The sequence below is a fragment of the Micromonospora sp. NPDC051141 genome (assembly GCF_044455765.1).
In the GTDB taxonomy this organism is placed as follows: domain Bacteria; phylum Actinomycetota; class Actinomycetes; order Mycobacteriales; family Micromonosporaceae; genus Micromonospora.
Window position 1 is genome coordinate 208,824 of sequence record NZ_JBITFD010000010.1, and the last position, 19,506, is coordinate 228,329.

Consider the following 19,506-nt stretch of genomic DNA (forward strand, 5'->3'; position numbering starts at 1 on the left):
CCGCGCTCGTTTGACAGCCACGGCGTTCCACTCGCGGCGTGGGACGCGCAGTCAGCTAACGGACGGAAGAGCCGGTAAGGGCCGAACCGTTGACCCGGACGCCTCCGTCCGGCAGCCCGATCCGGGCCGGGCGGATCGTCCGGCACCCGACCCGGGCAGCTCTTTCCATGCGTACGCGCCCACGATCACGCCGCTTTCCGGCCCGGCCCGCAGGTAACTTCTCGTACCACCGCCTTCACGAGGAGTGTCCGCATGTCCGAGGAGACCTGGCTCGCGGCCCGCCTGATCCCCACGTCCGGCATCAACGGCGCGGAGGAGCAGGAACGCCGGGCCACATCCGCGCTGCTGGCGGTGATGAGCGCGGTACGGGAGTTCGGGCGGGTGCTCACCCAGTCCCTCGGCGCACCGGCCGGCACGGTGCAGACCTTCATCGAGGTGCCGTTCAAGCTCGGCAACCAGCAGCTCTTTCCGGACGGCCTCATCCGCGTCACGCGGGGGCAGCGACAGTGGACCGCGCTGGTGGAGGTGAAGACCGGCAGCAACGCGTTGCGGACCGAGCAGGTGGAGGCGTACCTGGACATCGCCCGCGAGCAGGGCTTCGACGCTCTCGTCACGATCTCCAACGAGATCGCCCCCGTGCCTGGCCAGCACCCGACCACGATCGATCGCCGGAAGCTGCGCAAGGTCGCGCTCTACCACCTGCCCTGGACGGAGATCCTGACCCAGGCGGTGGTCCAGAAGGAGTACCGCGGCGTCGCCGACCCGGACTAGGCGTGGGTCTTGGGCGAGCTGATCAGGTACCTCGAACACCCGCGTTCGGGCGCACTGGAGTTCAGCGACATGGGACCGGCCTGGGTCCCCGTACGCGACGGGGTGTCGGCCGGGACGCTGCGGGCCGGCGACGTCGGCGCGGCGGAGGTGGCCGGCCGCTTCGACGCCCTGATCCGGTACGCCTGCCTGCGCCTCGGCCGGCAGTTGGGCACCGACGTCACGCCCGCGCTGAGCCGCCGTGACCTCGCCGACCCGGCCGCACGCACCCAGTCGCTGGTCAACCAGCTCGTCACCAACGGAACCCTGACCGGAAGCATCCGGATTCCGGGCGCGGTCGGCCACCTCCACGTCACCGCCGACCTGCGGGCCGGGCAGATCGTCTGCCATGTCGACGTGGACGCTCCCCGCACCGGCCGACCGACCACCAGGGTGAACTGGCTGGTCCGCCAACTCAAGGACGCGCCGGAGACGGTACGGATCGAGGCGTTCGCCATGCACGCCCGCGGGGGTGGCGCGACGGACCTGCTGCGTCAGGTCCGCGCCGAGCCCAGCATGCTGATCACCGACCCGGCCCGTGAGCTGCGGGCGTTCCGGGTCGCGCAGAGCACGGCGGCGGGCACCAAGCGGGGCAGCGGGCGGGGTGCCTTCATCGACTCCGTGCTGCGCGCCATCGACGACTTCTACGAGCAGATCATCCAGAACCTGAAGCCGTGGATGCCCGCGCCGCCGCGCCTGCGTACGTCGGACGACGTCACGCCGGTGCAGCCGGTGGCCGCGAGTCTCGTCTCGACCGCCATCTCCTCCCAGGACAGCCCCGACCTCGACACCGCGTCTGTGGCGGGCGACAACCAGCCGATGCGGTGACCCCGCCGCTCCTCCCCCGGCGGAACGGGCCCGGCGGAAGGAGCGGGGAGGAACGCGACAGGCCCGCGTGGTCAGCTCACGCCGGGGATGTCCGTCAGGCCTTCGATCCACCCGGCGACCACCGACGTCTGGATGGCGTAGCCGTAGGAATAGTCCGGCGCGTACGCGTAGTAGATCCCGTAGACGCGGTCGCCCGACCAGACGCCCGCGCCCGAATCTCCCTTCACCGGAATTCCGTCGATGGGAGTCAGCCGCATGTGGTCCACGGCGGACCCGTCCACCGACAGGGAGCAGACCCGGAGCGAGGGAGTCGGCGCCGACGAGGGGACGGATGGCTGATCCTGACCCCAGCCCCGCACCGCGACGGTGATGCCGGTCTTCAGGAGCGAGTTGGCGTTGTACCTCGCGATGAGGTTCACGTTGCGCACGGACCATCGCAGATGCAGCACCGCGACGTCGTACTTGTCGTTGGGTGCCCAACCGATGACCGGGACCCCCTCGCCGTACTTCGGCCTGCGGTCGCCGGTCCAGATCTGGAACCTGTCGGGGTCTTCGCCGTCGAAGCAGTGCTTGGCGGTGAGCACCCAACGCTGACCGATCAGCGTCCCGGTGCACTTGTATCTCGCTCCGGAGTCGGCCCAGATGTTGACCTGGCCGCGGAGCACCCCGCTGGTGGTGCCCCCGAAGATGGCCGCTGCCGGCGTCGAGCCGGCGAGCACCAGCGCGACAGCGAGGCCGGCCGCCGCAGCGGCGAGGACGCCGGAACGGAACATTCGTCCGATCATCAACAGGGCTCTCCCATTCGCAGAAATCGTCAGCCCGGTGACCGTAATCGATGTCGCATCCGGGCGGCAGAAACGGTGGATGACAATGCCGTTTCGAGGTGATGACGCGCTCCGCGCAGCCCGCCGGGAGCCGACCAAGCCTGACCGTTGAAGGGCCGGCGAGCCGGCGTAGACCAAGTTGTTGAGCTTTCGCTTTCCAACCACCGATCGTTCCGGGACGAGCAGCAACTCAACCCGACGCCGGCCCATCGAGGCGAACCCCGCCGCGGCGATCTGGCGGTTGGTGCTGGCGCTCCGCTGACCGCGCCTGACGGTACGGGCGAGGGGAAGAAGGTGGGAGGATGGGACTCCACCACTGACAGGCTTGTCTCACGCAGGCGTGTAGGAGTGTCGATGAACCTTGAGCGGATGTGGTCCGGGCTGGCGACGGAAATACTCCGCACGCTTGCCGCCTACCGGTCCCGATTGTCGGAGATCGACGTGCAGGAGAAGGCCGATCGCACTCTGCTCACGGAGGCCGACCTCGCAGTCGAAAAGTTGATCATCGATCGGCTCCGCGCCTTCGATCCGGCAGCCCGCGTCCTGGCGGAGGAGTCCGGAAGCGGTAGTTGGCGGCCCGGCGTCGACGAGGAGCCCGAGCGGATCTGGATCATCGATCCGATCGACGGCACGGCGGAGTTCGTCCGACCGCAGAGCAGTGAGTTCTGTTCGGTCGTCTGCCTGCTGGAGCGGCGGGAGCCGGTGGCCGCGCTCATCGTCGCCCCCGAACTCGGCACCGGCCGCGCGCCGGTGGTCGTGCACGCGTCCCGAACCGCCGGCACGATCGTGGTCAACGGCCGCCCCGCAGCGCTCAACAACGGCCCGGAGCCCGCACTCGTCGCATCTCTGACCCGGAGTGCGACCTCCGAGGCGCCGCTTCACGAGTTGGCCATGACCAGGGCGGGATACCGACTGAAGACCCGCACCACGTCACAGACGCTCGACATGCTCCGGACCGCGCTGGACCTCACCGACCTGGTCGAGGGCACACCACGCTTCGACCTCTTCTATCGCAAGCGACAGAAGGTCTGGGACGGCTTGGCGGGCTTGTGTCTGGGTGAAATCGTCGGTCTAATGTCTACGGACATCGATGGAAGCAAACGTCTGCCAGTGTCCATCGAGACGCTCGCTCAGCCAGAACCGACTTTCGCCAGCACCGTGATGGGTCGCCCGGAGGCAGTCAAGTGGTTCGTGGAGGTGGCGCGGAACTCCCGCACCGCAACACCGAGGTCCTCGTAGACGTCACATCGATCATCGGTGCCGATGACTTCGTTGCCGCCCAGAACCGCCGCGCGCAACCCGGCGATCCGTTCGCGCGACAGGCGTTCGTCGAGCTGATCCAGTCACTGATCTTCATGAACCGGGTGTGGGTCGCCCACCCGGTCCTCGCCCGACCCACCGCTGCGGACTTCGGCACCAGGCCGCTCCTGCTCCAGGCGTTGGCAGAGGCGGAGTTGCTCCATCCGCTGCACCTTGGGGCCGACGAGAGCCAAGCCGCTCGGACCGCCGAGGAATCCGCTCTTCAGGATCTGCAGAGCTGGCAGGGAAGCCGGGCGCTCGGGCAGTTCATCGAGCAGGCGCTCGTCTGCGACGACGCCATGCCCGGCGCCCGTAACTCACTGTCGAAGCGCATCCACGGGTGGTCCACGTTCCAGGCCACCCATGTCCGCGTCGCCGGTCATCACGCCGATCGGATCGGGACCTCCGACGGGGTGGAGGACGACCCCTTCGGTGAGTGGGCGAGGGCAGCCTCGATCGTCCTCCGGGGACCACTTCAGTCGATGGCCCCACCGGGTGAGGAGGTCTACGTAGCGGCCACCCTTGCCCGAGGGCTCAAGTACCGGTCGAGAGCGGACGCCACCGGCCTTTCATACCAGGCACACCCCCTCCGAAGGGACTTCCTCCTCACCTTCGACCTGTCCCGCGAGGGCGCGGCCGAGGGGGTCGTACTCGACGTCATCAAGGCCATTCGCGGCATCCACCAGTCGCTCGCCACTGCCGCGAGCGAGAGCGACACCCATCAGGTGCGGCTGCTCGAACTGGAACTACCGCTTCTCGGTGGGCGGCTCTGGCAGGCCTCGGAGACCGGCAGGCTGGACGACAAGGCGTGGGTCGACCTGGTCGTCAGCCGCATCAGTGATTATCGGCAGAAGGCGGCCGATCTACGAGAGGCCGTCGCCAGGTGCGTCACCGACGAGGACTACCTACGCCTCGTACGGGACATCGACGAGGCGAAGAAGCAACTGCTCGAACGCCTCGGGTTTCGCAAGATCGCACTGTCGGCGGTGGAGCAGGAACTTGTCAACGGCGTGGCGTCCGTCGCCGAGTCGGTGCCCGGCATTCCGAAGGTTTCGGGAATGTGGATCGGTGCTCGGGTGATCGGCAAGCAGATGGCTGCCACCGGCACGCCGGTACAGCGATTCCTGTACAAGGAGTTCTATCGGGCGTGGAAGCGGGCCGGACGCTGACAGATGCATCGGTGTTAAGCGGAGCCCCCTGCTATGCGGAATGCGTTAACAGGGGGCCCTCCTTCAGCCGTTGACGCAGCGCAGCACCGGGCGGCACGTCAGCGCCGCCGCGTCGAGCGGGCTCGCCGCGCGCACCGTGAACACGGCGCTCTCCCCCGGCAGCAGCGTGACAAGCGCGGTGTCGACCTGCGCGGACGGGTCCAGCCGGTCGGGAAAGAGCGTCAGGTCGCGCAGCACGGTCCGGGCGGTCACCCGGACCCGCTGGCCGCCGTCCACCGGCTCGACGGTCGCGTCCCACTCCGCCGCCGGCCAGGTGATGTCGCGGTCCTCGGCGAAGAACCACAGCGCCCGCTCCGCGGTGTCGCCGGCGTCCGCGACAAGCAGCTCACGGCGGGCCTCGTCCGGCCGCGCCAGCTCCGCCGGCAGCGCCAGCACCACCGAGGAGTACGCCGGGACGTCGAGGTCGACCGAGGTCTTCGCCCTCGGCTCCCCGGTGACGGTGAGCCGGGTGACCGTGGCCGGCCCGGTCCACCCCTGCCCGGTCTCGTTGACCGCGACCAGCGCCAGCCCGCCGTCGCGCGGCTGCACGGTGAGCAGCCGGTCGGCGTAGGCGCGGCGCAGCGCGTACCACAGGGGTTTGCGCCGGCCGTCGCCGTCGACGGCGGCCCAGGAGGTGACCGGCCAGCAGTCGTTGAGCTGCCACACGATGGTGCCGGTGCAGACCGGCCGGTGGGACCGGAAGTGCTCGACGCCGAGCTGGATGGCGCGCGCCTGGTTGAGCTGGGTGTAGTAGTGCCAGTCGTCGAAGTCGGCGGGGGGCGGCAGGTGGGCGTCCAGCCCGCGCTGGAGTTTCCGGTCCCCGTCGATCGCCTTCTGGTGGTGGCTCATGCCGGGCGAGTCGTGCGCGAGCGGCTCGTCGGAGAGGGACCGGCGCAGCGTCGCGTACGCGGGCGGGGCCTGGTAGCCGAACTCGGCGACGAAGCGGGGCACGTACTCGCGATATTTGGTGTAGTCGTCGTCGTTCCAGACGTCCCAGATGTGCGTGGTGCCGTGCGCCGGGTCGTTGGGGTGCCGGTCCTCGGTGCCGGACCAGGGGCTGCCCGGCCAGTACGGGACGGTCGGGTCCAGCGCGCCGACGATCGCGGGCAGCAGCTCCAGGTAGTAGCCGCGGCCCCAGGTGCGGCCGGCGAGCGGCTCCTGCCAGTCCCAGTCGTGCCAGCCCCAGATGTTCTCGTTGTTGCCGGTCCAGAGCACCAGCGACGGGCGGCCGGCGAGGCGGGCCACCTGTTCCCGCGCCTCGGCCTCGACCTCGGTGCGGAACGGCTCCTCCTCCGGGTACGCCGCGCAGGCGAACAGGAAGTCCTGCTGCACCAGCAGCCCCAGCTCGTCGGCCAGCTCGTAGAAGTCGCCCGACTCGTACCGCCCGCCGCCCCAGACACGCAGCAGGTTGACGTTCGCCCCGACCGCCTGGTCGAACCGCTGCGCCAGCCGCTCGCGGGTGACCCGGTTGGGGAAGGCGTCGTCGGGGATCCAGTTGACCCCCTTGACGAAGATCGGCAGGTCGTTGACGTGCAGCGTGAACGGGGTGCCGTGGGCGTCGGGCGTGGTGTCGAGGCGGACCGAGCGGAAGCCGATCCGGCGGGACGCGGCGTCGAGGTCCCGCCCGTCGGCCGCGTGCAGCGTGACGTGGAGGTCGTGCAGCGGCTGCTCGCCGTACCCGACCGGCCACCACAGCGCCGGGTCCGGCACGGTGAGCGCCAGCACGGCGGTGCGTTCCCCGGCCGGCACGGTGACCTCGGCGGTGACGCCGGCGACGTCGGCGCGTACGGTCAGCGGCTCGTCGCCGGCCCGCGCCACGTCGACGTGCAGCTCCACCCGGCCGACGCCGTCGGCGACGGTGACCAGCGGCCGGACCGACGCGAGCCGGGCGGTGGACCAGGCGTGCAGGCCGATCTGCTGCCAGATGCCGGCGGTGACCACTGTGGGTCCCCAGTCCCAGCCGAAGTTGCAGGCGGTCTTGCGGATGAACTGGAACGGCTCCGGGTACGCGTTGGGCCGGTCGCCGAGCCGGTCCCGGTGCGCCTGGGCGTAGCGGTACGGCGAGTCGAAGCGTACGGCCAGGGTGTTGTCGCCCGGACGCAGCAGCGCGCGGACGTCGAACCGGTAGGAACGGTGCTGGTTCTCGGTGCGCCCGACCTCGACGCCGTTGAGCGTCACGGTGGCCACCGTGTCCAGGCCGGCGCAGACCAGGTCGACCCGGTCGTCATCACCCGGCTGCCAGGCGAACGTGGTCCGGTAGGCCCAGTCGGTGCGCCCGATCCAGAGCAGCCGGTTCTCGTTGTCGTCGAGGTACGGGTCGGGGACGAGACCGGCGGCGAGCAGGTCGGTGTGGACGCATCCGGGCACCGTGGCGGGCACCTCGACCCCGGCGATCTCCGGCGGCACCTGCGGGCCGGGCTCGGCCCGCAGCGTCCAACCCTCGTGCAGCAGCGTGGAACGGCTCACGACTTCACCGCGCCTTCCATGATTCCGCGGACGATCTGGCGTCCACCGATGAACAGCATCAGCAGCAGGGGGACGGTGGCGATGAACGCGCCGGCCAGCACCCGCCGGTAGATCACGTAGTTGCCGCTGGCCAGGTCGGAGATCGCCACCATGGAGGTCGGGTAGTCGGTGCCGCTCAACGTGATCAGCGGCCACTGGAAGTCGTTCCAGGTGGCCACGAACGTGAGCAGGCCGAGCACGGCCAGGGCCGGGCGGATCGCGGGGAGCACGATCGTCGCGTACACCCGCATGGTCGTGGCGCCGTCGACCCGGGCCGACTCGATCAGCTCGTCCGGGACGGTGTTCACGATGAACTGCCGCATGTAGAACACGCCGAACGCGGTGACCAGGCCGGGCGCGATGACCGCGAGCAGCGTGCCGTTCCAGCCGAGCTTGCCCATCACGATGTAGAGCGCGACGATGCCGAGCTGGTTCGGCACGGTCAGGGTGAGCACCACGAAGAGCATCAGCGCGCCGCTGCCCCGGAAGCGCAGCTTGGCGAACGCGAACCCGGCCAGCGAGCAGAAGAACAACACCGAGGCGGTGACCACCGTCGACACGATGACGCTGTTGACGAGCGAGGCGGCGAAGTAGACGTCCTGGAGGGAGAAGACCTCGTCCACGTTGGTCAGGAACCGGTCGCTCGGCACGATCGCCGGTGGCAGCTTCGCCAGCGCCTCGTCGTTGCTGGTGGCGATGACGAACATCCAGTAGAGCGGGAACGCGGCGAACAGCATGCTGACCGCGAGCAGCAGGTAGGTCCAGAACCCGGCCGGTGTCTCCTGCGGGGCCCGGGCCATCGCGCGCCGCCTACGCGGCGCGGTTGCGACGCTCGTCATTTGCGCCCTCCGGACAGTCGGTTCGTGAGCAGGTAGTTGATCCCGGCGACGACCAGGATGATCAGGAACAGCGCCCAGGACATCGCCGCGGCGTAGCCGAGGTTGAGGTCCTTCCAGCCGACCTTGTAGATGAGCTGGGCGATGGTCTGCCACTCGCCGTTCGGGCCGCCGGTGGCGGCCTGGGCGTTCGGGTCGAACAGCATCGGCTCGGTGAAGAGCTGGAGCCCGCCGATGGTGGAGAGGATCACGGTGAACACGACCACCGGCTGGATCATCGGCACGGTGATCCGCCAGAGCTGTTTCCACTGGCCGGCGCCGTCGATGGCGGCGGCCTCGTAGACGTCGCGCGGGATGGACTGCATGGCGGCCAGGTAGAGCAGCGCGTTGTAGCCGATCCACTTCCAGTTGACCATGGTGGCGATGGCGATCCAGGCGTGCAGCTTGTCGGCCCGCCAGTCGATCGGGTCGTCGGCGCCGCCGATGCCGAGCAGGCCGAGCGCCCAGTTGGCCATGCCGAAGTCGCGGGAGAAGAAGACGCTGAACACCATGGTCGAGGCCACGATCGGCGTCACGTACGGCAGCAGCACGCCGACCCGCCACCAGGTCTGCGCCCGCAGTTGCCGGTTGAGCAGCGAGGCGACCAGCAGCGCGAGCAGCAGTTGCGGGACGGTGGAGAGCAGGAAGATGCCGAAGGTGTTGTAGAGCGCGTTCCAGAAGTCCTCGTCGGCGAGGAGCCGGCTGAAGTTCTCGACGCCGGCCCAGTAGGGCAGCGTCGGGTCGTCCAGGCGGTAGTTGCGCAGCGAGACCACCGCGTTGAACAGCAGCGGGAACAGCCCGAACACGATGAAGAGCAGGAAGAACGGCGCGATCATCAGGTACGGCATGTAGCGCATGTCGAAGCGGTACAGCCGGTTGCGCCAGGTCAGCCGCCGCTCGTCGGCCCCGCGACGGCCGCGCTCCGGCGCGGGTCGGCGGCGCGGCGGCGCGGGCGCGGCACGGGTGCTGGACATCGGATCACTCCAGAGCCGAGGGGGGGATGGACGGGGTACGGCGGCGCCGGAGCGGTCGGCCCGCTCCGGCGCCGGTCGTGCGTCAGGACTTGGCGGCCTTGTCGGCCTCCTTGACCGCCTCGCTCCAGGCGGCGTCGGGCTTCAGCGACTTGTTCTCCACCCGGCGGATGACGTTCTCCACCGCGACCCGGGTCGGGCCGTTCTTCCTGCCCAGGTACTGCGGGGTGAGGCCCTGCGCCATCTTCGGGAAGATCTGGCCGACCGGGGCGTCGTTGAAGAACGGGTTCTTGAAGTCGGCGATGGCCGGGTCGGCGTAGAGCGCCGGCTGCGACGGCAGGTTGCCGACCTTCTTGAAGATCTCGATCTGCTGTTCCGGCGCGACCAGCCACTCCAGCAGCTTGTACGCCTCGTCGACGTGCTTGCCCTGCTTGGGGATGGTCAGGAACGAGCCGCCCCAGTTGCCGCCGCCGCCGGGCACCGCGGCGATGTCCCACTTGCCCTGGGTGCCGGGCGCGGTGTCCTTGATGTGGCCGAGCATCCACGCCGGGCAGGCCAGCACCGCGAACGCGCCGCTGGTGAAGCCCTTGTCCCAGTCGGCCTGGAAGCTGACCAGGTTGGCGGAGAGCCCACCCTGGACTGCCTTGACCGTGTAGTCGAACGCGACCTTCGGGCCCTGCTCCATCTGGAGCTGCTCCTGGTCGTTGTAGAAGCCGACCTGCTGCTGCCCGAGGATCGGGTTGAACAGGTTCGTGCCGGCGTCGATGAACTTCTTCTTGGTCCTGCCGGTGTACTGCTGGCCGACCTCCAGGAACTTGTCCCAGGTGGGCCAGAGCGCGGAGACCTGGTCGCGGTCGGTGGGCAGGCCGGCGGCCTTGAACAGGTCGGTGCGGTAGCACATGGCCAGGCCGCCCACGTCGGTGCCGAGACCGATCTGCGTCTTGCCGTCGGCGGACAGCGACTGCTTCCACTTCCAGGGCAGGTACTTGCTCTCGTACGAGCCGGCGCCCTTGTCCAGCAGGTTGACGAACTTGTCGGACTGGCTGCGGAACTGGACCATGAAGCCCTCGTCGATCGCCGCGATGTCCGGCGCGCCGTTGCCGGCGACGAGCTTCTTCTGCAGGTCCTCGTGCTGGGCGTTGTACTCGCCCGAGTTGAGCTGGATCTTGACGTTGGGGTGGTCGGCCTCGTACTTCGTCTTGAGGTCCTGGAGGCCGAAGTCACCCCAGAAATTGATCTTCAACGTGACCTGACCGTCGGCCGCGTCCGCGCCGCCGGTGGTGCTCCTGCCGCTACAGGCGGCGACCATGACCAGGCTGACGGCACCGACGGCGGCCGTACGCGCCCAGTGCGTCCAGGACCGTTTCATGTCATCCTCCGCGCCGAATGGGAACGCTCCCGAGATCGAGAGACGTTGACTGAACCGGATAAGTGAGGCCACCGTACGGTTCGCCCTTTGCACTGTCAACGGCCGGTTAACAACGAGGCCGTCCGGTAACCTTCCGGACCGGATGGGAGCGCGACCATGCGTGGTGGAGCGCTTTCCGGAGCAGTTTCGGGAGCGTCGGGAGGGTGGACACCGGACCGGATGCCCGTACGCTGAACCGCACAAGTGACCACCTGAGCGGTTCAGTCGCCGCCGCGCCGATCGGCCGACGGGCCCGGTGCAGTAGCGTCACTCCCCGCCGCCACCCGGCGGCCGGAAGGCGCCCGCGAGGGCCGGACACAGTGGAGGAACGCTGCGGTGAAGCGGCCGACCATCGCCGACGTCGCCCGGCGCGCCGGGGTCTCCAAGGGCGCGGTCTCGTACGCGCTGAACGGGCAGCCCGGCGTCTCCGAGGCGACTCGCCAGCGCATCCTGGCCATCGCCGCCGAGATCGGCTTCAGCCCGAGCAGCGCCGCGCGGGCGCTCTCCGGCGCCACCGCCAAGGCGGTCGGGCTGGCGCTGTGCCGGCCCGCCCGGATACTGGGCATCGAGCCGTTCTTCATGGAGCTGATCAGCGGCGTCGAGGCGGAACTCTCCGCCCGCTCGTACGCGCTCACGCTCCAGGTGGTCACCGACCAGGAGGCGGAGATCGCGGTCTACCGCCGGTGGTGGGCCGAGCGCCGCGTCGACGGCGTCTTCGTCTGCGACCTGCGCACCGACGACCGGCGGGTGCCCGCGCTGGAGGAGCTGCAACTGCCCGCCGTGGTCATCGGCGGCCCGGGGCACACCGGCACCCTGGCCAGCGTCTGGTCCGACGACGCGGCAGCCCTGGTCGAGACCGTGGAATACCTGGTCGCGCTCGGGCACCGGCGGATCGCCCGGGTCGGCGGGCTCCCCTCGCTGCTGCACACCGAGATCCGCACCGACGCGTTCACCGACGTGTGCCGGCGGCTCGGCCTGGACGAGGCGAGCACGGTCTGGTCCGACTACACCGGCGAGGAGGGCGCGCGGGCCACCCGCCGGCTGCTCAGCTCCGCCAACCGCCCGACCGCGGTGATCTACGACAACGACGTGATGGCCATCGCCGGGCTGTCCGTGGCGCAGGAGATGGGGCTGGCCGTCCCCGGCGACCTCTCCATCGTCGCCTGGGACGACTCACCGCTCTGCCAGCTCGTGCACCCGCCGCTGACCGCGCTGGGCCGGGACATCCCGGCGTACGGGTCGCACGCCGCCCGGCAACTTCTCGCCGTGATCGCCGGGGAGCCGGTGACCGAGTTGCAGGACGAGACCGCCCACCTGACGCCGCGTGGCAGCACCGCCCCGCCGCGCCAACGCTGAACCGGTTAAGTCGACTCCTCACCGGGACGCCGAGGGGAACTCCTCGAACCACGCCTCGACCCGCTCCGCGGTCGCCGGCCGGGCCAACGCGAAGCCCTGGCCGTACCGGCAACCGGCCCGGCGGGCGCCGGCCACCTGACCGTCCGACTCCAGCCCCTCCACCACCACCTCCACGCCGAGCCGGTCGCCAAGGTTCGCCACCACGTCGATCAGCGGACGCTGCCCGTCCCCGCCCGGCGCCACCAGGTGCGGGCCCACCTTGAGCAGGTCGATCGGCAACCGGCGGAGCTGGGCGAGCGAGGCGTGCTCGGCGCGGAAGTCGTCGAGCGCGGTGCGCACCCCGAGCGACCGCAGGCCGGCCAGCCGCGCCGTCACGGTGGGCAACTCCGCCCCCACCGCCGGCTCGGCCACCTCCACCACCAGCCGTTCCGGCGGCACGTCGTACGCCGCCAACGCGGTCGCGGTTCGCGCCACGAAATCCGTCGCCGCCAGCTCCCGCGGCGTGACGTTGACCGCCATCCACAGCTCGCGGCCCCCTTCCGACCAGGCGGCGAGCTGCCGGCAGGCCCGGTCCACCACCCACCACCCGACCTCGCCGAGCAGGTCGAGGTCGGCCGCCACCGGCAGCAACTCCGCCGGCAGCACCGTGCCCAGCGCCGGGCTGCGCCAGCGCAGCAACGCCTCGGTGCCGACCGGCATCCGGTCGGCCAGCGCCACCACCGGCTGGTAGACCAGGTCCAGCTCGCCCCGGGCCACCGCGCCGGGCAGCTCCCGCTCCAGGTCGAGCCGGCGGACCAGTTGCTCTTCCAGGTAGGCGTCGTACCACTCGATCCGCTCCCGGCCGAGCTGCGCCGCCCGCCGCCGGGCCAGGTCGGCCTGGCGCAGCACGTCCTCCGGGTCGCCACCGGTGGTCTCGGCCAGCCCGACGCTGACCCGGAGCGGGGTGCCGCCCTCGGGCCGGGGGTACGGCTCGGCGAGCGCCGTCAGCAGCCGCGTGCCCAGCGCGTACGCGGGCACCGGCCCAAGATCGGTGAGCACGGCGAACCCGGTGTCGCCGACGTGGGCGACCAGATCGTGCGGGCCACAGCCGGCGCGCAGCCGGCGCCCCACCTCGGCCAGCGCCGGCCCGTCCGGCGGGGCCGCCTCGTCGCCGTGCACGTCCACCAGGAGCAGCGCGCCGCCGCTGCGCAGGGACAGCGCCCGCACCAGCTCGGCCCGGGTCAAAAAAGCCGGCTCACCGCCGTCGTCGCCCACACCGACCAGCCGCCGCAGCCACGCCTCGCTGGCCGCGAGCCGCTCCACCCGGCGACGTTGGTCGGCGGCGGCCAGCAGCTCACCCACCATGATCGGCGGGATGACCGCCAGGCCCAGGGCCATCGCCGCCGGGGTGAACTCGCCCGCCGTGCCCAGGTGCACGCCGGCCGCGAGCGCGGCGATGCCGGCCGGCGCGGTGAGCCGGGGCCACGCGGCCGGCGCGGCCCCGTGGTGCGGTCGCTCCCCGGCCGAGGTACGCCGGGCGCCGGCGGCGATCAGCAACGCACCGGCCAGCACCGGCGGCGCGACTGCGGACAGCGCGCGATCCGGGGCGTCGTACGCGAGCAGCACCACCAGCAGCGCCAACCCGCCCAGCGTGAGCCCGGCCCCGGCGTGGCAGCACGCAGCGCCCGGCCGACGCCGGCGTTCGGAGACCGCCGCCATGGCGAGCACGGCCAACGCCACCGCCCCGCCGCCGGTGGCGACCCACGCGACCGGCGGCACCGGGCCGGCGGGCAGCAGCATCCAGCCGGCGAAGACCAGGCTGACGCCGAGCGCGAGCACGTCGACGGTGCGGCGCAGCCGTTCCCGGCCGGGGAGCCGGGACCGACCCGGCAGGCGGAGCAGCGCGGCGGCGTGCAGCGGCGCGGTGAGGCCGAGCCCGACCAGCGCCACCGGCAGCCGGTGCGCCGGGTCGCTCAGTGGCAGCACCGCGACGGTGAGCCCGGCGACCAGGACGGCCGCGTCGAGGATCGCGGCGACCCGCCGGGACAGCGCCACCCGGCGGGCCTGCCGCCCGGTCGCGGCGCCCGGGCCGGGTGGACCCGCCCGGCCGGTCGCCCCGGCCCGGCCCGGGGCGACGGCCCGCTCCGGCGGCCCGGAGCCGCCCGCCCCCGGTGTGCCGAGGCAGATCCTCGGCCGACCCGGAACGGCGCGCGGCGTCGATGTCGGATGGCCGGCGCCCGCCACCGCGTGCGGCGCCGACGCCGACGGGTCGGCGCCCGACACGCCCCGGACCAGCCAGGCCGACGCCGGATCGGCGAGGTGCGGAACGGCGTGCTGCCCCGACGCCGGATTCGCGGCGCCCGGCACGGCGGGCCGCGCCGGCGTCACCGGGTCGGCGCCCGCTGCGCGGCGACGCGTCCGGGCCGAGGGCAGCGGGCTGCGCGCCGGGACGGCGTGGCGAGTCGGCGCCGGGGTGGGCGGGACGCCCGCCAGCCAGGCGAGCCGGACACAGGCGAGGGCGGAGGCGCCGGCGACGGCGAGCGCCGCGGCGGCCGGACCGGGCACGAGCCCAGCGACACCCGCCAGCAGAAAGAACATGCCGATGAGCGAGACGGTCAGGTCGGGCAGCGGTGGCCGCCGGCGGGGTCCGGCGGAGGGGATGACGGGCACGGCGGTCGCCTTCGTGAGGGGGCACGGGGCGGTGCTGTTGCGGTGCGACGTGCGGGGTCGGGCAGGCACGGTCGCATCGGCGTGGACCGCTGCGGCCATGCCTAAGAACGATCCCGGAATCGGCCGGTGACGGCACGTTATTAGTGACGCGCGTCACAATCATGTTGAGCGGCCCGGCCCCGGGGGCGGCGCAGGGGCGTGAGCTGGCCGGATGCGATCATCGGAGCGTGAGTCGCGCCGACACCGTCCGTTTCCGTCCCAACCAGGCCATCCTGGTGGCCGCCATCGTCGCCTTCATCGGCGCGCTGCCGCTGGCCACCGCCCGGTGGTGGCTGCTCTGGGTGCTGCTGGTGCCGCTCGGGATCGCGCTGTGGGCGTGGCGGTCCGGCACCGACGCCGATGCCCGGGAGCTACGGCTGCGGGCACTCGTCGGGCAGCGACGGGTGCCCTGGGACCGGGTCGCCGAGCTGGCCGGCGACGCCCGCGGCCGGGCCGTCGTCCGGCTCGACGACGGGCAGGTGCTCGTGCTGCCCGCGGTACGCGCCAGCGAACTCCCCCGGCTGGTCGCCGCCACCGGGCAGCGCCTCCCCGACGACGGCGCCGGTCGGGAGCGGCCCGACGACGACACCGGTCAGTAGCCGTCCACCACCCGGTTCGTCAGCTCCTCCCCGGCCACGAAGCGACGCAGTTGCGCCCCCACCAGCCGGTACGCACGCGGCAGCAGACCGCGCACCGAGCCGGCCACGTGCGGGGTGAGCAGCACGTTCGGCAGCTCCCACAGCGGATGGTCGGCCGGGAGCGGCTCCGGGTCGGTGACGTCCAGCGCGGCCCGGAGCCGCCCCGACGCCAGCTCGGCGAGCAGCGCCGGCGTCCGGGCCACCGGTCCCCGCGCGGCGTTCACCAGCAACGCGCCGTCCGGCATCGCGGCGAGGAACCGCTCGTCGACCAGACCCCGGGTCTGCCCGGTCAGCGGCACCAGCAGCACCACCACGTCCGCGGCCGGCAGCAGGGCGGGCAGGTCGGCCACCCCGTGCACGTCCTCGTCGGGTCGGGCGGTCCGGGCGACGAGCGTGAAGCTCACCTCGAACGGGGCGAGCCGGGCGCGTACCGCCGCGCCGATCGAGCCGGCGCCGACGATCAGCACCCGCTTGCCGGCCAGCTCGTCGGTCGGGGCTACCTCGTCGTACGCCCATTCCCGGCGAGCCTGGGCGCGGGCCAGCGGCGCGAACCCGCGCAGCGCGGACAGGATCGCGCCGACCACCCACTCGGCGGTGGCCGAGTCGTGCACGCCGCGGGCGTCGCAGAGCGTCACGCCGGCCGGCATCCGGCCCGCCCACGCGTCCGCGCCGGCGGAGAGCAACTGCACCACCTCGACGTCCGGCAGGTCGGCCAGGAGCGCGCCGGCGTCCGGGCCGGCCAGGAACGGCGGCACCCAGAACCGCACCCCGGCCGGGGACGACGGGAGGCGGGCCGGATCGGTCAGCACCTCCACGGTGACGTCGGGCGGCAGTTCGCCGAGCAGGCGACGACCGTCGGGGTGCGGAATCCATGCCTTCACGACCGCCGACGATATCCGTAACCGCAGGTCGACGTCGCGGCGGCCGTGACGAACGCCCCGCCGGGGGTCGGACACCCGTGCGACAGGGTTTAATCGGGGGCGGGACGCCGGCCGGCGTCGCGGTGCGCACGACAGGGGGCCGATGAGCGAGGACGACCCGGAGCGGAAGGCGGCGCCGATTCCGGCGCTGACCGATCCCGACCGGCTGCGGTCCCTCGACGAGACACGCCTCGACGCGGTGCCGGACGAGGCGTTCGACCGGTTCGCGCGGCTGGTCGGCGACCTGCTCGACGTGCCGGTCGCGCTGGTCTCCCTGGTCGACGCGGATCGCCAGTTCTTCCCCGGCGCGACCGGGCTGCCGCAGCCCTGGGCCGATCGCCGGGAGACCCCGCTCAGCCACTCGTTCTGCCAGCACGTCGTCGACATCGAGGTGCCGATGGTGCTGCCCGACGCCCGGCTCTACCCCCGGGTGCGGCTGAACCTCGCCATCGAGGACCTCGGCGTGGTGGCGTACGCGGGCATGCCGCTGACCGATCTGGAGGGGCGGGTGCTCGGCTCGCTCTGCGCCATCGACAGCAAGCCCCGTGCCTGGACCAGGGAGCAGTTGCGGACGCTCGCCGACCTGGCCGCCGCCTGCTCGTCGGAGTTGCGGCTGCGGATCGCGGTCCGCAGCGCCGAGCAGGCCCGCCGCCGCGCGGAGGAGGCCCACGACCGGCTCGCGATGCTGGCCGGGATGAGCGAGATGCTCGGCGGCACGCTCGACGTGGCCACCGCGGTCGACCGCCTGGCGCACGCCATGGTGCCGCTGCTGGCCGACTGGTGCCTGATCACGCTGGTCGACCCGGCGGGCCGGCCGCGCAGCGTCTCCGGCGTGCACCGGGACGGGGAACGCCGCGCCGACCTGGCCCGCTTCGCCACGCTGCTGACCACCGGGCTCGGCCCGGAGTCGCTGATCCGCTCGGTGCTGCGCTCCGGTCGGCCGGTGATGCGCGGCGAGGCCGGCATCGGGGACGTGGCGCGCGGCACCACCCGCCCGGAGCTGGTGCCGCTTGCCGAACGGCTCGGCATCGGCTCGCACCTGACGGTGCCCATCACCGCCGTCGGCGACCGGGTGATCGGCGCCGTCACGCTTGTCAACCGCGCCGGCCGGCGCGGGTTCGACGCGAGCGACCTGCGGACCGCACAGGACATCGGGGTACGCGCCGGCCAGGCGGTCGGCAACAGCCGGCTCTACGGCGAGCAGCGGCACGTGGCCGAGGTGCTCCAGCACAGCATGCTGCCGGTGCTGCCGAGCGTGTCCGGGATGGAGCTGGCCGCCGGCTATCTGCCGGCGGCGGACCGGGTCGAGGTCGGCGGCGACTGGTACGACGCGTTCGTCCAGCCCGACGGCGAGCTGATCGCCGCCATCGGTGACGTCGCCGGCCACGACATCGAGGCCGCCGCCACCATGGGTCAGTTGCGCAACCTGGTCCGGGGCAACGCGTACGGGCGCGACGATCCGGTGGAGGAGCTGGTGGCCAACCTCGACCGGGCCATCGGTGGGCTCCGGGTGCCGACGGTCGCCACCGCCGTGCTGGCCCGGGTCCGCCCCGGCGACGGTGCGCTCCGGGTCCGCTGGTGCAACGCCGGGCACCCGCCGCCGCTGCTGATCCGCGCCGACGGCACGGTCTCGGTGGCGCAGGGAGGCGGCCCGCTGCTCGGTCTGGTCCGCCCGCCCCGGCGCACCGGCCGGACGCTGACGCTCGCTGCGGGCGACACGCTGCTGCTGCACACCGACGGTCTGATCGAACGCCGGGACCAGCCGATCGACGAGGGGCAGGCGGAGCTGCTCGACCGGCTCGCCGCCGACGGTCCCGACGTGCCGCTGGCCGCGCTCTGCGACCGGCTGCTGGCCACCGCGCACCGCCGCGAGGACGACGTCGCCGTGCTCGCCCTGCGCGCCGGCTGAGCGGCCGGCCCGCACCGCCTCGTCCGGCCCGGTTCGCCGCCGCGTGCGGCTAGGCTGGGCCGGGTGAGCCCGCGACTGCCGTACCCCCGAGTCCACCGCCTCCGGACGGTGCTGGCGGCGTCCTGCGCGGCGCTGCTGCTGGGCACCGCCGGCTGCGCGCTCGGCGAGCCCGAGCCGGACCCGGCCGGCGAGCCGCCCAACCTGCCGACGCCGTCGAGCACGGCCAGCCCCGGCGGGGCGAGCCAGCAGGTGGTGGCCACGGTGCTGGCGAAAGGGCTGGCGGTGCCGTGGGCGATCGCGTTCCTGCCCGACGGCGCGGCGTTGGTCACCGAGCGGGACAGCGGACGGATCGTCCAGGTCGGCCCGGAGTCGGGGCCGGACGGGCTGGCCGTCCGGCCGGTGCAGACGGTCCCCGGCGTGGCCGCCGGCGGTGAGGGCGGCCTGCTCGGCATCGCCGTCTCGCCGAAGTACGCGCAGGACCGGATGATCTTCGTCTACTACACGGCCGAGGCCGACAACCGGGTCGCGAAGCTGCGGCTGGGCCAGACGCCCACGCCGATCCTCACCGGCATCCCGAAGGCCGGCAACCACGACGGCGGCGGCCTGGGTTTCGGCCCGGACGGCTTCCTCTACGTGAGCACCGGGGACGCCGGGCGCACCGCGAACGCGCAGGACCCGAAGAGCCTCGGTGGCAAGATCCTCCGGATCACCCCGGACGGCAAGCCGGCCCCGGGCAACCCGACCGCCGGTTCGCCGGTGTGGTCCTCGGGGCACCGCAACGTGCAGGGCTTCGCCTGGATGCCGGACAAGCGGATGTACGCGGTGGAGTTCGGCCAGAACACCTGGGACGAGATCAACCAGATCAACCAGGGCGGCAACTACGGCTGGCCGCAGGTCGAGGGGCGCGGCGACGACAACCGCTACGTGGACCCGGTCGTGCAGTGGCGCACCGCCGACGCGTCCTGCTCCGGGCTGGCCGCCGTGGAGCGGCTGCTGGTCGCCGCCTGCCTGCGCGGACAGCGGCTGTGGCTGGTCGAGCTGGCCGGCAACGGGACCGTGCTGGGCCAGCCGCGCGAGCTGCTCACCGGCCGGTACGGTCGGCTGCGCGCCGCCGCCGTGGCGCCGGACGGCTCGATCTGGGTGAGCACCTCGAACCGGGACGGCCGGGGCCGGCCGGCCGCCGAGGACGACCGGATCCTGCGGCTGGTCCTCGCGGACGGCGGCGCCGGCCGGAGCTGAGCCGCTTCGGGCAGGTTTGCCAAGATCACTC

General features: G+C 72.4%; 15 protein-coding genes. 8 read left to right on the forward strand and 7 right to left on the reverse strand.

The window, feature by feature from the left end; all coding sequences use genetic code 11:
• Positions 1-252: 252 nt before the first annotated feature.
• On the forward strand, positions 253-771 hold the full coding sequence (locus ACIA6B_RS20355) for a hypothetical protein (RefSeq protein ID WP_396775343.1): 519 nt from the start codon (positions 253-255) through the stop codon (positions 769-771).
• Positions 772-780: 9 nt separating this feature from the next.
• Positions 781-1,635, forward strand: coding sequence for a hypothetical protein (locus ACIA6B_RS20360; protein WP_396775345.1), 855 nt, complete (start codon positions 781-783; stop codon positions 1,633-1,635).
• A 71-nt stretch (positions 1,636-1,706) separates the two neighbouring features.
• Here the strand turns inward: ACIA6B_RS20360 and ACIA6B_RS20365 are convergent, their stop codons facing one another.
• A complete protein-coding gene (locus tag ACIA6B_RS20365; protein WP_396775348.1) occupies positions 1,707-2,669 on the reverse strand; it encodes a trypsin-like serine protease in 963 nt (320 codons plus the stop codon).
• A 144-nt stretch (positions 2,670-2,813) separates the two neighbouring features.
• Here ACIA6B_RS20365 and ACIA6B_RS20370 point away from each other — a divergent pair, with 144 nt between their 5' ends.
• Together ACIA6B_RS20370 and ACIA6B_RS20375 are read left to right on the forward strand one after the other, a co-directional pair.
• Complete coding sequence (locus ACIA6B_RS20370; RefSeq protein WP_396775350.1) at positions 2,814-3,698, forward strand: inositol monophosphatase family protein; 885 nt, start codon at positions 2,814-2,816, stop codon at positions 3,696-3,698.
• Positions 3,644-4,927, forward strand: a complete 1,284-nt coding sequence (locus tag ACIA6B_RS20375; RefSeq protein WP_396775352.1) for a hypothetical protein — start codon at positions 3,644-3,646, stop codon at positions 4,925-4,927. The genes ACIA6B_RS20370 and ACIA6B_RS20375 overlap by 55 nt, the downstream gene beginning before the upstream one ends.
• A 63-nt stretch (positions 4,928-4,990) precedes the next feature.
• On the opposite strand, the gene ACIA6B_RS20380 is transcribed toward ACIA6B_RS20375, so the two are convergent.
• The 4 genes from ACIA6B_RS20380 to ACIA6B_RS20395 all read right to left on the reverse strand — a co-directional run bounded on the left by ACIA6B_RS20380 (position 4,991) and on the right by ACIA6B_RS20395 (position 10,686).
• On the reverse strand, positions 4,991-7,432 hold the full coding sequence (locus tag ACIA6B_RS20380) for a glycoside hydrolase family 2 protein (RefSeq protein ID WP_396775353.1): 2,442 nt from the start codon (positions 7,430-7,432) through the stop codon (positions 4,991-4,993).
• Positions 7,429-8,271 carry a carbohydrate ABC transporter permease gene (locus ACIA6B_RS20385; protein WP_396775486.1) on the reverse strand — a complete coding sequence of 281 codons (843 nt, stop codon included), beginning with the start codon at positions 8,269-8,271 and terminating at the stop codon, positions 7,429-7,431. Before ACIA6B_RS20385 ends, ACIA6B_RS20380 begins: the two co-directional genes overlap by 4 nt.
• 35 nt (positions 8,272-8,306) lie before the next feature.
• On the reverse strand, positions 8,307-9,320 hold the full coding sequence (locus ACIA6B_RS20390) for a carbohydrate ABC transporter permease (protein WP_396775355.1): 1,014 nt from the start codon (positions 9,318-9,320) through the stop codon (positions 8,307-8,309).
• A gap of 82 nt (positions 9,321-9,402) precedes the next feature.
• Complete coding sequence (locus tag ACIA6B_RS20395; protein WP_396775357.1) at positions 9,403-10,686, reverse strand: ABC transporter substrate-binding protein; 1,284 nt, start codon at positions 10,684-10,686, stop codon at positions 9,403-9,405.
• A 375-nt stretch (positions 10,687-11,061) separates the two neighbouring features.
• Here ACIA6B_RS20395 and ACIA6B_RS20400 point away from each other — a divergent pair, with 375 nt between their 5' ends.
• Positions 11,062-12,081 carry a LacI family DNA-binding transcriptional regulator gene (locus ACIA6B_RS20400; RefSeq protein WP_281935863.1) on the forward strand — a complete coding sequence of 340 codons (1,020 nt, stop codon included), beginning with the start codon at positions 11,062-11,064 and terminating at the stop codon, positions 12,079-12,081.
• 18 nt (positions 12,082-12,099) lie between these two features.
• On the opposite strand, the gene ACIA6B_RS20405 is transcribed toward ACIA6B_RS20400, so the two are convergent.
• Positions 12,100-14,658, reverse strand: a complete 2,559-nt coding sequence (locus tag ACIA6B_RS20405) for an EAL domain-containing protein (protein WP_396775487.1) — start codon at positions 14,656-14,658, stop codon at positions 12,100-12,102.
• A 299-nt stretch (positions 14,659-14,957) separates the two neighbouring features.
• On the opposite strand from ACIA6B_RS20405, the gene ACIA6B_RS20410 reads away from it, so the two are divergent.
• A complete protein-coding gene (locus ACIA6B_RS20410; protein WP_396775359.1) occupies positions 14,958-15,368 on the forward strand; it encodes a PH domain-containing protein in 411 nt (136 codons plus the stop codon).
• On the opposite strand, the gene ACIA6B_RS20415 is transcribed toward ACIA6B_RS20410, so the two are convergent.
• The gene (locus tag ACIA6B_RS20415; protein ID WP_281935867.1) at positions 15,362-16,288 is read right to left on the reverse strand and encodes a 2-hydroxyacid dehydrogenase; all 927 of its coding nucleotides are present in this window, start codon (positions 16,286-16,288) and stop codon (positions 15,362-15,364) included. The genes ACIA6B_RS20410 and ACIA6B_RS20415 overlap by 7 nt on opposite strands.
• A 142-nt stretch (positions 16,289-16,430) precedes the next feature.
• Here ACIA6B_RS20415 and ACIA6B_RS20420 point away from each other — a divergent pair, with 142 nt between their 5' ends.
• Both ACIA6B_RS20420 and ACIA6B_RS20425 read left to right on the forward strand, forming a co-directional pair.
• Entirely contained in the window at positions 16,431-18,236 is a 1,806-nt protein-coding gene (locus ACIA6B_RS20420) for a SpoIIE family protein phosphatase (RefSeq protein WP_396775361.1), read from the forward strand.
• 63 nt (positions 18,237-18,299) lie between these two features.
• The gene (locus tag ACIA6B_RS20425) at positions 18,300-19,475 is read left to right on the forward strand and encodes a PQQ-dependent sugar dehydrogenase (protein WP_396775363.1); all 1,176 of its coding nucleotides are present in this window, start codon (positions 18,300-18,302) and stop codon (positions 19,473-19,475) included.
• Positions 19,476-19,506: the final 31 nt, after the last annotated feature.